General features: G+C 59.3%; 15 protein-coding genes and 1 pseudogene. 6 read left to right on the forward strand and 10 right to left on the reverse strand.

Features of this window, described 5'->3' with window-relative positions; genetic code table 11:
* Positions 1-13 precede the first annotated feature (13 nt).
* Together RWJ89_RS00210 and RWJ89_RS00215 are read right to left on the reverse strand one after the other, a co-directional pair.
* The gene (locus RWJ89_RS00210) at positions 14-1,246 is read right to left on the reverse strand and encodes a flavin-dependent monooxygenase (RefSeq protein WP_131663492.1); all 1,233 of its coding nucleotides are present in this window, start codon (positions 1,244-1,246) and stop codon (positions 14-16) included.
* 10 nt (positions 1,247-1,256) lie between these two features.
* A complete protein-coding gene (locus RWJ89_RS00215) occupies positions 1,257-1,796 on the reverse strand; it encodes a flavin reductase family protein (protein WP_077980701.1) in 540 nt (179 codons plus the stop codon).
* Between the two features lie 201 nt (positions 1,797-1,997).
* Between RWJ89_RS00215 and RWJ89_RS00220 the strand changes: the two genes are divergently transcribed.
* The 4 genes from RWJ89_RS00220 (at position 1,998) to RWJ89_RS00235 (ending at position 4,781) form a co-directional block, all read left to right on the forward strand.
* A complete protein-coding gene (locus RWJ89_RS00220; protein ID WP_077980700.1) occupies positions 1,998-2,450 on the forward strand; it encodes a MarR family winged helix-turn-helix transcriptional regulator in 453 nt (150 codons plus the stop codon).
* A 200-nt stretch (positions 2,451-2,650) separates the two neighbouring features.
* Entirely contained in the window at positions 2,651-3,934 is a 1,284-nt protein-coding gene (locus RWJ89_RS00225) for an MFS transporter (protein ID WP_131620689.1), read from the forward strand.
* 177 nt (positions 3,935-4,111) lie between these two features.
* Positions 4,112-4,345, forward strand: a complete 234-nt coding sequence (locus tag RWJ89_RS00230; RefSeq protein WP_077980698.1) for a BrnA antitoxin family protein — start codon at positions 4,112-4,114, stop codon at positions 4,343-4,345.
* 40 nt (positions 4,346-4,385) lie between these two features.
* Positions 4,386-4,781: a hypothetical protein gene (locus RWJ89_RS00235; protein ID WP_131661231.1), complete on the forward strand. Its 396-nt coding sequence runs from the start codon at positions 4,386-4,388 to the stop codon at positions 4,779-4,781.
* Positions 4,782-4,876: 95 nt separating this feature from the next.
* Here RWJ89_RS00235 and RWJ89_RS00240 read toward each other — a convergent pair whose 3' ends face one another.
* The 6 genes from RWJ89_RS00240 to RWJ89_RS00265 all read right to left on the reverse strand — a co-directional run bounded on the left by RWJ89_RS00240 (position 4,877) and on the right by RWJ89_RS00265 (position 11,256).
* Positions 4,877-5,776, reverse strand: coding sequence for a carbohydrate ABC transporter permease (locus tag RWJ89_RS00240; RefSeq protein WP_077980696.1), 900 nt, complete (start codon positions 5,774-5,776; stop codon positions 4,877-4,879).
* 40 nt (positions 5,777-5,816) lie between these two features.
* A complete protein-coding gene (locus tag RWJ89_RS00245) occupies positions 5,817-6,749 on the reverse strand; it encodes a carbohydrate ABC transporter permease (RefSeq protein WP_017956497.1) in 933 nt (310 codons plus the stop codon).
* Between the two features lie 83 nt (positions 6,750-6,832).
* Positions 6,833-8,137 (reverse strand): ABC transporter substrate-binding protein, encoded by a 1,305-nt coding sequence (locus RWJ89_RS00250; protein WP_077980695.1) that lies wholly within the window; start codon positions 8,135-8,137, stop codon positions 6,833-6,835.
* 148 nt (positions 8,138-8,285) lie between these two features.
* Positions 8,286-9,353 carry an ABC transporter ATP-binding protein gene (locus RWJ89_RS00255; protein WP_131663490.1) on the reverse strand — a complete coding sequence of 356 codons (1,068 nt, stop codon included), beginning with the start codon at positions 9,351-9,353 and terminating at the stop codon, positions 8,286-8,288.
* Positions 9,354-9,519: 166 nt separating this feature from the next.
* The gene (gene denD, locus RWJ89_RS00260; protein ID WP_316030393.1) at positions 9,520-10,506 is read right to left on the reverse strand and encodes a D-erythronate dehydrogenase; all 987 of its coding nucleotides are present in this window, start codon (positions 10,504-10,506) and stop codon (positions 9,520-9,522) included.
* Between the two features lie 21 nt (positions 10,507-10,527).
* Positions 10,528-11,256 carry a FadR/GntR family transcriptional regulator gene (locus RWJ89_RS00265; RefSeq protein ID WP_131663488.1) on the reverse strand — a complete coding sequence of 243 codons (729 nt, stop codon included), beginning with the start codon at positions 11,254-11,256 and terminating at the stop codon, positions 10,528-10,530.
* A 211-nt stretch (positions 11,257-11,467) separates the two neighbouring features.
* On the opposite strand from RWJ89_RS00265, the pseudogene RWJ89_RS00270 reads away from it, so the two are divergent.
* Together RWJ89_RS00270 and RWJ89_RS00275 are read left to right on the forward strand one after the other, a co-directional pair.
* Positions 11,468-11,760 (forward strand): annotated as a pseudogene (locus RWJ89_RS00270) (PRC-barrel domain containing protein).
* Positions 11,761-11,827: 67 nt separating this feature from the next.
* Positions 11,828-12,463 (forward strand): hypothetical protein, encoded by a 636-nt coding sequence (locus RWJ89_RS00275; RefSeq protein WP_131641144.1) that lies wholly within the window; start codon positions 11,828-11,830, stop codon positions 12,461-12,463.
* Positions 12,464-12,527: 64 nt separating this feature from the next.
* Here the strand turns inward: RWJ89_RS00275 and RWJ89_RS00280 are convergent, their stop codons facing one another.
* The gene (locus RWJ89_RS00280; protein ID WP_077980690.1) at positions 12,528-13,007 is read right to left on the reverse strand and encodes a hypothetical protein; all 480 of its coding nucleotides are present in this window, start codon (positions 13,005-13,007) and stop codon (positions 12,528-12,530) included.
* A gap of 322 nt (positions 13,008-13,329) precedes the next feature.
* Positions 13,330-14,208, reverse strand: coding sequence for an alpha/beta fold hydrolase (locus RWJ89_RS00285; protein WP_168281493.1), 879 nt, complete (start codon positions 14,206-14,208; stop codon positions 13,330-13,332).
* Between the last annotated feature and the right edge of the window lie 155 nt (positions 14,209-14,363).

Raw genomic sequence — 14,363 nt, forward strand, 5'->3', positions numbered from 1 at the left:
TGAGGATGGCGGATCAGAATTGTCCCTTGGGCGGAAGACCGAGCAGTTGCTGGCCGGCCATGGTGCCGACGGCATCCCAGTTCATGGAAATGTGGCGCCCGACGGCATTTGCATCGCGCCACGCCCGCTGGACGGGGTTGGACATCTGGAGGCCGAGGCCGCCTGTCGATGCATTGAGTGCTTCGACCGCCCGAAGGGCCAGGCTGACCGCAAAGGACTGGCTGCGGCGGGCAAGAATCCGATCTTCCTCGGTGATCTCGCCGGTGCCATCCTCGCGGGCCTGGGCCAGTTGCTGCGCCCGGGCAATATCGCGCAGAATGATTTCGCGGGCGGCATCCACCGATGCGGAGGCTTCCGCCACGCGAAGCTGGATCGTCGGAAACTCCGCGATCTTGTTGTTGCCACCGGCCACTGCACCACGTGTCACACGGGTCCCGATCTGGTCGATATAGCTATCCAGTGCGCCCTTGGCCGCACCGACGGCGGCGCTGCCGAGGCAGAACGGAACTCCCATGAGGAGCGGAATGTTGAAAAGCCCGATACCCTTGTAGCCACGTCCGCCCGGCGTTCTGCCGGAGGTCGCATCCGGAAAGCTCAATATGCGGTATTCGGGAACGAAGACATCCTTAAGGATCAGGCTTTTTGAGCCGGTGCCTGCGAGGCCGACAACGTCCCAGGTCTCGGCGATGGTATAGTCGCTGGCGGGAACCAGAAGAAACGCCGGTACAGGACGCTCCCCCTCGCCGTTTGGCGGAATGATCGCCGCACAGAGCGCCCATTGGGCATTTTCGCATCCGCTCGCAAAGGCCCAATCGCCGGATAGCCGGAAACCACCCTCGACGCGTTCCGCCATGCGGACCGGCGCGTAGGAACCGCAGAGCAGCGCATCCGGATTGCTGCCCCACACGTCCTGCTGAACCCTTTCATCGAACATGGCAAGCAGCCATTGATGCGCGGAAAGGAGGCCGGCAACCCAGCCGGTGGAGGCGCAGGCCGACGATAGCTCGATATTTGCATCGACAAGCTCGGCAAAGGATCCTTCGTCGCCGCCGAAACGGGCCGGCTTGACGACATCGAAATAGCCGGCGGAGCGCAGCAGATCGATAGAGCGGACCGGCACACGGCCGGATTTTTCGGTATCGCGCGCGCCGGCACGGATTTCGTCCAGCACCGGGGCGATGCGATCTGCAAGACATGCGGTCTTGACCCGCGCCGAGGCGGGAAACAGGGCGGCTGTATTGTTCATGGGACTACCTTCAGTTCTGGGATGCAGGAAGCGCGTGCTGCGGCGCGCAATATTTCGAATTTTCGTACATCAGCGCGATCGTGTTTTCGGAATGGCGTGTATCCACCACCTGCCCGATGAAGATCGTGTGCGTTCCATAGGGAACTGCGCCCATGCGGCGGCAGACAACCGAGGCATGAGCGGTGTTCAGCACCATCATGCCGCGCTCATGGCGAACCCAATCGGCAGCGTCGAACCGACGCTCAGGCGCGATCTTGCCGCTGAAACCTTCCGATACGGCTGCCTGCCTGTCGGTCAGAATGCTGACTGCGAATTCCGGCACCTCAAGCAGCATGTCATGCAGGTAGGTGCGATTGTTCAGGCAGATGATGAGAGATGGCGGATCCATCGAAAGTGATGTGACGGCGGTCGCCGTCATTCCATGATCCGCGCCGTTGCGACAAGCAGAAATGACTGTCACCGTCGCCGGGAAACGGCGCATGGTCGATCGAAACGCATCGCTGATCGGTGCGGGGTCCGGCGCTATGCCGAGGGCAGCAGTGGCAGACATGATTTCCTCCCGTGTCTCCTCGGCATCTAGATTATTGCATTTGCAACTATTGTCAATGCAAGTTTATAAATTGAGCGGGAAAATGCTGGCCTTACTCGACCTTTCTCGACGGCTGAAAGCCAATCGTGTTGTCTTTCCGGTCATTTAGGTGCATGTCGGAGAGAGCCCTCAGCAAGCGAAATCCCGCCAGCAGACAGAGACATGTACAAACTTACCGATTCCGTTCCTTATCTTCTCAATCGCGCCGGCGTGCGGATAGCCGAGGTATTCGCGCAGAGAATCGCCGAAGACAATCTCAGCGTGGCGATGTACCGGGTTCTGGCCATGCTCAAGGAGCGCCGGGAGAGCACCCTTGGAGATCTCGCCGACGTCGTCTCCGTCGAGATTTCGACGCTGTCGCGCCTCGTCGGCACACTGACCAAGCGGAAGCTGGTGTCGAGAACACGTCCGGAAGATAATGGCCGTATCGTCATCGTAAGGCTGACCCCGCAGGGCGAGGCGCTGACCGAAAGGCTCATGCCGCTTGCCGTCGAGCTTGAACGCACCGCGGTTCAGGACATGTCGGACGAGGAGGTCGCAGCACTGAAGAAGGCGCTGCGCCGCATGCACAGCAACCTGCCGGCAATGTCCGGAAAGGGAAAAGTTGCGAGCTGAAAAGTTTGCAGTTGCAAATATTTTATTCGCAAGTATTTAATAGCGTGTCATCGTTGTCTTGACATAGCCCGTTTGCGGGTGAGTCTGGCGCTGGGAGGAACCACGCCGGCAACGATCCAGGAGGATTTGTACACGGATCGACGCGGACCTGCCGCTGGCAGGAGCGTACTTCCTGTACGCAAATTTATGGGGAGGGAACATTGGCCATACAAGATCTCGCTATTATCAACGAACGCGTTCGCAGCCCGAATATCATCATCGCCCTTTGCGGTCTGCTGATCCTGTTCGACGGCTATGACCTGATCGTTTACGGCGCAGTCGCGCCGGCTTTGCTCGGTGAAGCCAGTTGGGGCCTGACGCCGGGCATGGTCGGACGGGCTGCCTCCATCACCCTATTCGGTATGCTGCTGGGCGCTCTCGTTGCCGGAACACTTGCTGACAGGATAGGTCGTCGCAAGGTCATCATCGGCAGTCTGCTGAGCTTTTCCGTGATGATGATCGGCAGCGGTCTTGCGCCGAACTTTCTCGCTTTCGAGGGAACACGTTTTCTCGCCGGCCTGGGCCTTGGAGCTCTTTTTCCGACGGTAACCGCTCTAATCATCGAGTTTTCTCCGCCGAAACGGAAGGCAATGGCCTATTCGATTGCTCTTCTGGGTTACCTGGCCGGCGGCATCATCTCGGGTATCCTCGGAATGCTGCTGATACAGAAATACGGATGGCGTCCACTGATGATTATCGGCGGTGCACCGATCCTGCTTCTGCCTTTCTTCATCCGTCTCATCCCCGAGTCCCCCGAATGGCTGGCAACGAAGAACCGCCAGACCGAAGCGAACCAGATTGCAAACCAGTACGGGCTGCCCAATCCTATAGCCAGGCCTGCTGCGTTTCGACAAGTGGGCATCCGGTCGCTGTTTTCCGAAGGTCGCCTGCTGCCGACATTGAACGCATGGGGCATTCACTTCTGTTCGCTTCTGCTCACATTCGGCATGGTCAACTGGCTTCCGACCATCATGAACAAGATGGGCTATGACCTCGGTTCTGCCCTCCTCTTCTCCGTAACGCTCAATCTCGGAGCGGCCGTCGGCCTCCTGATCGGCGCAAGGATTGCCGACCGCGGAAATGTCAAAATAGTCGTGGCTGGGATGTTTCTTCTCGGTGCCTGCTCGATCTGGTTGCTGACGCAGGTGGATCAGGGCCTCCAGGTTTATGGTCTCGTCGCACTTGCCGGTACGGGAACGATCGGTACGCAGATCCTCGCCAACGTTCTCGTTGGAAACCTCTATCCGGTCGAGATCCGCGGAACCGGCCTTGGTTTCTCGCTCGGCATCGGCCGTATCGGAGGCATGATAGGACCGGCCATCGGCGGTGCGGTTCTGGGTGCAGGCCTGGCTCCGCAGTGGAACTTCTACATCTTTGCATCCGTCGGAGTCTTGGGATGCGTCCTCGCACTCATGACATTGCTGTATCGCAAAAAGGCTGATTGACGCCCAGATTGTCGGCAGGTCTGGCATCCAGAACCTGCCGGCAATGGCTCCCGCACGCCGGCGGTCGAGCAGGTCGGCTAGATCGCCCTGATGAAACGAGCTAAATAGTCGACGAAGCAGCCGAGATCCCGTATGCCGCTCATATGTCGATCCGACAGGCAATAGAAAGTCATAACGATGGCAAACTCGCCCCGCAGACCTGTCAATCCAATGGATGCTGCCGAAGCGTTGTTCAATCCCGCGAAGAAGAAGCCGAAACAAGCTGTTGAGCGGCCGGCGCTGCCGAATACAAAGGAGCTTGTTTCGCTCAAGATCGACAGTGATGTGCTTGCCTATTTCCAGGAAGATGGCCCTGGCTGGCAGGATCGGATCAACGACATTTTGCGCGCCGCGATGAAGAACAGGCTCTGACCCTGTTGCACCATCTTGTCCGCCACGGGTGGTCGTTGTGATGCCGAATGCACTGCACCGGCTTCTCCGCAGCGGCCTTGTCCATGTTCTCTTCGCCTCTTTGGTAATGGGCAGCTGGGCGGTCTTCGCCAATCGGGCGCACGCCATGCCATTGCCGCTCTATGCCGGGCTTGTGCAGGGTACGATATCCGCCTGCCTGACGCTTTTCCTGAAATCTGTGATTGACTGGCTTTCCAAGCGCTTCGTCGGATCGGTACGATTTTGGGCGCCGCCTCTCATTGCCTGTCTCGGCTCAGCCAGCATTCTCGTGGCAATCCATGCGGCGACCGGCACACCGGAAATACTCAAGACCATCGCATTTCCGCTGCTCGTATCGACGAGCTACGCGACAGTTTACAATTATTCGATCTCGGCAAGACGAGGTTTCGATACATGATGGGAAGGCACGTGATCCCATTTTCGCGGACACGCCTCCTGCAATAACAAGCAGTCGCATGCTGCAGGAAGCAAGGGCGTGTCCGGGGTAGAATGTCACTCCTTCACCGCCCCGGTCATCGATGAGACGTAGTAGTCCACGAAGAACGAGTAGAGGATGACCACCGGAAGCGAGCCGAACAATGCTCCCGCCATCAGTGCCCCCCATTCGAAGACGTCGCCGCGCACCAGTTCGGTCAGTACGCCCACAGGAATGGTTTTGTTTTCCGACGACTGGATGAAAGTCAGCGCATAGATGAATTCGTTCCAGGACAGCGTGAAGGCGAAAATGCCAGCTGAAATCAGACCGGGTACTGCGAGCGGCAGAATGATCTTGGTGAGAATCTGCCACCTGTTGGCGCCGTCCACCAGCGCGCTTTCCTCCAGCTCGAATGGAATCGAGCGGAAATAGCCCATCAGCAGCCAGGTGCAGAAGGGAATGAGGAAGGTCGGATAGGTGAAGATCAGCGCCAGCCGCGAGTCATAGATCCCGAGCTTGAAGACGATGAAGGCAAGCGGGATGAAGAGGATCGACGGCGGCACGAGATAGGCGAGGAAAATGACGAGGCCGACCGAACGCGAGCCGGTGAAGCGGACGCGCTCGATCGCATAGGCGCCGAAGACTGACGCCACCAACGAGAGGAAGGTGGAGCAGACCGCCACCAGCATCGTGTTCCACAGCCAGCCCGGATAGGATGTCTCAAAGAACAGGTATTTGATGTGATCGAGCGTCGCCCCCACGACCCAGAAGGGGCTGTAGTTGTTATAGTCGGTCAGCTGATCGTTCGGCTTCACCGCGGTGATCGCCATCCAGTAGAACGGGAAGAGCAGCACGACGACGAAGACCGCCATCGGCAGGTAGAGCATCACGATCCGCCGCGGCAGGCGGTTCAGATAGCTCATACCTTCGGCATTGTCGGTCACGACCTGATCGGCGGCGTTTGAATTTATCGACATCGTCACTCTCCCTAACCCCAATTTGGCTCTAACCCTGGCCTTAATCCTGGCCGCCCTGTTGCCATTTGCGCCGTTGCAGCCCGAAGAAGCTGAACATGATGGCGCCGAGCAGGAAGGGCACCATGGCGACCGCGATGGCCGCACCCTCGCCGAGCTGACCGCCTGGAATGCCGCGCTGGAAGGATAGCGTCGCCATCAGATGCGTCGCGTTGACGGGTCCACCCTTGGTCAGCACGTAGATGAGCTGGAAATCCGTAAAGGTGAAGAGCACCGAGAAAGTCATCACCACGGCGATGATCGGCGTCAACATCGGCAGCGTCACATAGCGGAAACGCTGCCAGCTCGTGGCGCCATCGAGCGAGGCGGCCTCCTGCAGCGACGCCGGAATCGTCTGCAGCCCCGCAAGCAGCGAGATCGCCACGAAGGGAATGCCGCGCCAGACATTGGCGACGATGACGGATATGCGCGCATTTATGGGGTCCCCGAGAAAGTTGATCGGCCCGCTGATCAGTCCCAGCTGCATCAGCGACCAGGAGATGATCGAAAATTGGGAATCGTAGATCCACCAGAAGGCCAGGGCCGAAAGCACCGTCGGCACGACCCAGGGAAGCAGCACGATGGCCCGGAAGAAGGATTTGAACGGCAGGTGCTGATTGAGCAGCATCGCCAGCCAGAGGCCGAGCGCGAATTTCAGCACCGAGGCAACGGAGGTATAGAGAATGGTGTTGAAGACCGACAGCCAGAAGACGCCGTCGTCCATCAGGAACTGGTAGTTCTCCAGCCCGATGAAGATGCCGTCGCGGCCGATCCTCGTATCGGTGAAGCCGAGCCAGACGCCGAGCCCCAGCGGATAGGTGAGAAAGCAGACGAGGAACACCGCCGCCGGCAGCATGAACAGGAAGCCGAGCACGTTGTTGTTCTGCAGGAGCGAAGAGATCGGCCCGCGTCTATCCTCCGGATTCACCATCGACATTGCTTATCTCCAGATTACGTTTTGAACTCGCAGAGTGCTAGCGGCATGCCGAAGCCGGCATGCCGCTTGCTTTGAAGCGCGGCTCAGACGCGATAGTAGCGGTTTGCCCGGCGTTCAGCTTCCTTCATCGCATCTTCGGGCGACATCTGGCCGGTGACGGCGGCCGCATACATGTCGACCAGAACGTAGTCGGCCATGGTCGCTGCCGAGGCATAACCGAGTGGGCCGCCATAGCCGTTCGGGCGCAATTTTTCCGAGGCGCGCGCATAAGGCGCGTGGATCGGATCGGATGTCCAGATCGGGTTCTGGGCGAAAGCCTTGAGCGGCTGGCAGCAATAGGCGCTGGAGCCCTGGATCCAGGCATTCATCTGGTCGGCTTCCATCATGAACTTGATGTAGGCCTTCGCCGCTTCCGGATATTTGGTGTGCTTGAAGAGAAGCAGTGAGCTCGTCTGGAAAAGCTCGACGCTCTGGCCAACCGGGCCGACCGGGAAATTCGTCGTGCGGATGTCCTTGGCGATCTCGGCGAGCTTCGGGTCGTTCTTGGCTGTGTAATAAACCGAGACGCCGTTGGCGATCAGCGAAACCTGGCCGGCGAGGAAGGCACGGTTGTTGTTGACGTCCTGCCAGCTTTCCGTGCCTGGAATGAAGGTCGCATAGAGCTCCTTGGCATAGTTGATCGAAGCCAGCGTTTCCGGGCTGTTGATCGTTACCTTGCCGCCTTCGTCGACCATCTTGCCGCCGTGGCTCCAAAGCAGCCAATGGGCGTAGTTGTTGCCGTCGCCAACGGCCTTGCCGTGCGGGAAGCCTGCCGGCGTGCCCTTGGCTTTCATCGCCTTGCAAAGCTCAAGCAAGCCTGCCGTGTCTTTCGGGAATTCGCTGAAGCCGGCCGCCTTCACGTGAGTGTCGCGATAGACCACCGCATTGCCGATTGCGGCCAGCGGCATGGCGATGAATGTGTCGCCGCGCGCCGCATAGCCCTTCACACCATCATACCAGCCGCCATATTTGTTGCCGAGATAGTTGGCGAGCTCGGTCAGGTCGACCAGCTTGTCGGGATACTGGTGAGCGTCGTCGAACCAGCACATGATGAGGTCCGGGCCGGAACCGACATTGGCCGCGACGGCAGCCTTTGGGCGGATATCTTCCCAGCTTTCCTTGTCGATGCGCACATCTACGCCGGTCGCGTCTGTGAATTTCTTGGTGTTTGCAATCCAGGCCTCCTCATCGCCCTTGACGAAGGGTGTCCAGCGCAACAGCCGCAGGCTGGCGCCGCTTTCCGGTGTATAGGTCGGTTCGGCCTGCGCGAAGGTCGGCCGGATGCCTAGGCCGGCGGCGCCGGCAACGGCAGCCGAGGCGGCAAGAAAGTCACGTCTCTTAAAACTCATGATATTCCTCCTCTTCAGAAAAGCGGGTGCGAACTCCCCGACGTTCACCTCCCGCATTGTGAACGACGGTCCTTGAATCCCTAAAACGGGGTGCTGCCGGCTTGCGGGCGACGGGGGCTCCTCCGCCCCGCGCAGCCGCCGGACGGCGTCAGTTGGTCAATCTCCGGCCGCTCTCGGCATCGAAGAGATGAACATGCGCGGCGTCGATCGCAACGCGCAGGGTCTCGCCCGGCCGCGCGCTGACGCGTTCGCGGAAGACGCAGCTGAGGTCGCTGCCGCCGAGCCTGAGGATAAGATGCGTCTCGTAGCCGGTCGGCTCGATCACCACGATTTCACCGGGCAGGCCATTGGCATCGAGCAGGATGTATTCCGGGCGAAGCCCGTAGACGAGGTCGCGGCCCAGGGCGTCGGCAGGCGGGTTGGAAACCGGGAGCGCCGTGCCATCAGGCGCCTTAAAACTTGTCGGGTTCTCGGGGTCGAGCCTGCCCTTGATCATGTTCATCGCCGGCGAGCCGATGAACCCGCCAACGAAGAGATTGGCCGGCTTGTCGTAAAGCTCGAGCGGCGTGCCGATCTGCTCGACGACGCCGTCATGCATGACGACGATCTTGTCGGCCATGGTCATGGCCTCGATCTGGTCGTGGGTGACGTAGACCGTCGTCGTTTTCAGCCGCTGGTGCAGTTCCTTGATTTCGGCGCGCATGGCGACGCGCAGCTTCGCATCGAGGTTGGAGAGCGGTTCGTCGAACAGGAAGACTTCCGGATCGCGGACGATCGCCCGCCCCATGGCGACACGCTGGCGCTGGCCGCCGGAAAGCTGGCGCGGATAACGGTCGAGCAATTTGTCGAGACCGAGGATGCCGGCGGCATATTTCACCCGCTTCTCGGCTTCCGCCTTCGGCGCCTTGTTCAGCATCAGCGAGAAACCCATGTTCTCCTGTACCGTCATATGCGGATAGAGCGCATAGTTCTGGAACACCATCGCGATGTCGCGGTCCTTGGGCGGCAGCGTGTTGACCACGCGCCCGCCGATCTTGATCTCACCGCCGGAAATATTCTCAAGTCCCGCCAGCATCCGCAGAAGAGTGGACTTTCCACAACCCGACGGGCCGACCAGGATCACGAACTCCCCGTCGGCAATGTCGATATCCACGCCTTTGATCACCGGAAACGACCCGAATGATTTCCGCACATCCGCGAATTGAACGCCTGCCATACCCACTCCTCCCAGAAATCGAGCGCTACATGCTATGTCTTCGTATTTTCGTATATCTTGCCGGCGGCCTTATCTTCTCAAGTCCTTCTGCCGTTGCAATCCCGCATATGCGGGTGTGCCCTGGCGGTACTCTCCTCCTATGGCGCGGTTTTAGCCCAGCCCAATCTCATCCGGACGCACCCGGAGCGTCTTCGGCGAGATAGACCTCGATCAGCTCGTCCACCGTGGTTTCGGCGGAAAAACCCAGTTGCGTCGCGCGTTCGGGCGTAAAGGACTTCGGCCATCCGGCGACGATCCCTTCAATGACCTCGTCGCGGCGACGATCGATCAACTCCGCCGCCTCGGGACCGGCAGCACGGCGCAAGGCGGCAATCTGGTCGGCAACGGTGGCGGCGACGCCCGGCATGGTAAGCGTGCGCCGGACACCCAGCGCCGCCGTGTCGAGCGTCGCAGCATGGATCAGGAATTTGATGGCGGAACGCGGACTTGCCAGCCAGTGCTTGACCGTTTCCTCGACCGGAAGAACAGCCCGCTGGCCTGCAAGGGGTTCACGCAGGATTCCGGAAAAGAAGCCCGATGCCGCGGCATTCGGCGCACCAGGCCGGATCACGATGGTCGGCAACCGAATTCCCACGCCGTCAATGAAGCCGCGCCGCGAATAGTCCGCAAGCAGAAGCTCGGATATCGCCTTCTGGACTCCGTAGCTGGTCAGAGGTGCCAGCACGTAATCGTCGGGAATCGGATCGGGAAACGGCGAGCCATAGACCGCGATCGACGAGGAGAATACGAACCGGGGAACATAGGCTTGGCGGGCTCCTTCCCGGCGGATCGCTTCCAATAGCGATCGCGTGCCGTCCAGATTGACTCGGTAGCCGAGTTCGAAATCGCGCTCGGCTTCGCCGGAAACGATCGCGGCAAGATGGAAGATCACGTCAGCCCGGCGGGCCGCCAGGGCTTCCGCTGCGCCGCTTTCGGAGATATCGGCAGCCAGCGCTTCCACCGGCGCAACGCCACCGGCGGGTATCGGCGGAGGCGCGATATCCACGAGCGTCATGCGCGTAACGGTTCGGCCGCCGAGGGAGCCGCTGCGCGCCAAGTTGGCAGCAAGCTTCCGGCCGATCATTCCTCCCGCCCCGATAATGAGAATATGCATCGTGTTTCGCCTCCCTGCGAACTACGAGAAGAGTAACTTGGTCGTCGTATAAATACGGGTTTCGTGGATTGCGAAGGCCGCGGCGGCGGCGTCCGGGTCCCGCGTCTCCAAACCGGCGAGGATCATCCGGTGATCGGCGATGCTGGTGGCGATGCTCCCGGGCTGCGATACGACGCGCCTTCGGTGGCTCAGAAGATAGGAATAGAGGTCGGCGGCCATATCAGCCAGCACCGCGTTACCGCTGGAACGGTAGATAGCGGTGTGAAATTCCCGGTCACATATCAAAAAACGAACAGGATCGTCACAGGCGGCTTCCTGTGCCGCGATCGACTTGCCGAGATAATCAAGAGTTGAAGGCTCCATCTTGAGCGCGGCAGCCCTGACGACCTTTGCTTCGATCAGCAGCCGCGCCTCGTGAACATGGTCAAGACTGTAGGCCGCAATGTCGCGATACCGCGCGGCCTGGACGGCCAATTCGCCGACGTCCTCTGATGACACTACCGTGCGCGTTCCGTGCGCAACCGAGAGAATCCCATGCGTGGAAAGGATAAGGATCGCCCCACGGACGGTCTCGCGGCTGACCGAGAGTGCGGAGGCGAGTTCACGTTCGCTTGGCAGCGGATCGCCCACCTTGAGAATGCCGGTGGCAATGAAGGTCGCAATCTTCTGGACGACGAAGTCTTTCATCGACTTCTTCGGCGCTCCACCGAGCGCCGCAACGTCGTCTTCGAGCATCGCTCGAACGTCCATTGCTTTTCCCCCTCCCCGCGCTCAGGTCTACTGGTCCGGTAAGTGGACCAGTAGACCTGAGCAAGAGAGGATTGTCAACGGATGACGGCGCGCGATCTACCCAACCGTTATTTGGAGCAGTTTTGTGAATGGCAATATCAGCACGCCGAGAAAACCAGCTGATCACGGCGCCGGACGGACTGACCCCTCCTTCACAAAGGAGGAAACGATCATGGAACACACCAACCACGTACGCTTGACGACTTCAGAACTTACCCCTGCCGTCCCCACCATTCTGTGGAGCCGGATCACAAAGTCGGCAAGTTCGATCATATCCATGGCGCGGGCGCCGGCGGCTTCTCGGTCAGCGACGTCGGAGGCTTTCTGGGTATCGGCTCGAACCCTGTTGCAGTTCCGGTCTCGGATATTGGGTTCATGCGCGATGAAGACGGCGACGTTCATGCCTTTACGAGCTGGACCAAGGACGAGCTCAAACAGATGCCCGAGTACCGCGACTGGGCGTAATCACATGATGCCCTCCGTCCTGACGTAGTCGTTGACGCTGCAGGGCGGAAGGCCCATCTACTCGTACATGGCAAAACCCAAAACGACCGACGATGCGGAGCTGATCAAGGAGTGGCCCCTATCGACCGCAGCCACGCTCGGATCATCCGTTCGCGCGAAGGGGATTCTGCTGGAGATTCGCGCACGTCTGCCTTTGGCGGTGAGAAAGTCGCTCGAAATCGAGGCGGGTGCTCTGACACTGGCGATGGCTGAAACGGCTAAGAGTGCGTTCCGTGCTGCTTCGTCAGTCGTTTCCAACGCGCTCGAAGACATCGAAAGCCTGCCTGTGATCCCCCGTGAAATCCAGGATATCCTGACGATCTCTACTACCGAGAGACATCGCTGGCTCAGCGACGGGCGCTTGCCCAGTGCAGGAACCCGCACGGTGAAGCTGCGTGGGCGGGCGAGGAAAATTACCTTCCACGTATTCGACCCGCGCGTGGTGGAGGACATCCTCGACCGAGACATGGTGACAGTCTGGCGCGAAGAGGATGCTGAAGCGACGGCCGAGAAACGACGACGGGCAGCCTTGAAAGCGAAGTTGACGCGTTCGTTGAAGACCAAGGCCAAGACCCCTTCGAAACTTGATGCCGACCCCGACGATGCGTCACGTTCGAAACCTCTCGGCTGGGAAGAGTTCTGTCGCGATGGGTTGCTCCGCTGAGGCGGCGGCACCTCTGCAACGCAGTCTTCGATCCCCTTCCTGTCTAACGGTGTCGGTCCGCTGATCACTTCTCGCAAAGCTTGGCCACGTTCCTCTCCAGACTTCGCCGGAGGGCGCCAGAGATTTCAGTCTCAAGTCCTTTGACGATGTCGCCGAACCGGCCACCGGTCTTCACGATCTCGATGGAGGTCTCGGTCATCTTGCAGGTCGTAAGGTCGACCTTCAGCCGAACCTCAGCGGTCGCTGAAAACCCTCCTTGTACCAGCGCTTCGTCCGAGGTCTTGCAAGCAAGCGTGCCGCGGGCGCTCGCCTCCGCGGTGTTGCCATTGACCGACAATTGCAGGTTTTCGATCTTCACCGAATCGAGCTTGTCGACGCCTACCTCCACACTGATACCGAAGCTCGATACCTTGGTCTTCAACGACCTGCATGGCTGCGCATCTCCGATGGCCCTCTCCAGGGCATTCGGTGCCTGTGCGTTGGCGAAGGAGCATGGCTGGAGGAGAAAGACTCCTGCCGCTAACAGGCCTAAACGTTTCTGCATCGCTCTCCCATCTCCCTGGATTTCATGCAGGCGCCTCTGAATGATAGGGCGGGATCGGTCTGCGGGAAAGGCAATGGCGGTTGCCCGACCATGACCGTCGCATAATGAACTTAGACGTCAAATATTGTTTTACGACCGATGGAAACCACGTCGTTTGCAGTACGAGCTCGTGGCCGCGGCAAATGGCGAGCCACATCCCTCGCATTCCGATCCGATTACCTGGCTTGAAAGATCCTGTGTCGTCTTTCGAGCCACTCGTCGATCTCCCGCGACATGTTTCGGAAACTGTAAGCACAGGAGACCGCAGCTCCGCGTATCGCTTTTAGAACATTGATCTGTTCGAAAGAAAGTGATGATTTTTCAGATCGATATTGGCTTCATGAGCGGCGACTGTGTTCAGGAACCGGTCGAGCATCGAGTTGAAGCTCTCCGGCTTTTCCCAGAAGGGCGCGTGACCAGCACCTTCCATTACATGCGCTTTGCCTTCGAAGAGCAACTGGATGTTCAGGCCCGAAAAATAGCTGAGTTTGACAAAGGGGTCATGAAATCCATTCACAAAAGCAATGGGTATATCAGCCTGTTCGACGGTGCGGCGCTGATCCACCCCCTGCCCCCGCAACATTGCGCGAGAAAAAACGCTCCTTAGTCTCCCGTCTGCACGCGCTATAGCATCGCGAAAGGAGGGGTTGCTCGTGTCTCCAAAGCAAAGAGACTGAAACCGCTCCACGTCACGCGATGTAAAGTTCTCTTTTGATGCCAGAAGAATATCAAATGATGGATGGAATCCCCGCAGCATTCCGAGGAGACCGCTGGGGACCGGTGGCGTGCCGCACAACATCAGGCCCGAAATGCCGTTGCCGCTGCCCGCCATCTCAATCGCGACGTGACCGCCAAGCGACCATCCCAGCACGGGAAAGCGACGAAGCCCCAGGCGCGCTGCCACCTCTCCTATGCAGTCGGCAAGACCGGTGACAGTGTAAGTTGACTGCGGATCTCGAGCGTCGCTCGATTCGCCATGCCCCGGAAGATCGAGCGCAATCAGACGCCAATTCCGGGACAAATGGCTGTGTAGTTGCCGTGAAAAGACCGTCCGTGAGCTGCCGGAACCGTGTATCATAAGTAGTGGTGCAGCGCCATCGATAGTGTCACTGATGCGCACAGCGCCGTGGCTGGTGTCGATTGTACAGTGAAATACGTCCATAAGCTGCGACCCCTAAAGCGCAGCCAAAATCTTGCACAAAAAGATCTACGGCAGGTGCATAATCATCGTAAACCAGATCTAAACCAGGCCGTGCAATCACGACACGTTTCGATGCGGTTACGTATCATACATCAATCATTTGCCTTGGCGTTTTA

The sequence above is a fragment of the Rhizobium sp. 10PS4 genome (genome assembly GCF_032464805.1).
Classification (GTDB): Bacteria; Pseudomonadota; Alphaproteobacteria; order Rhizobiales; family Rhizobiaceae; genus Rhizobium; species Rhizobium laguerreae.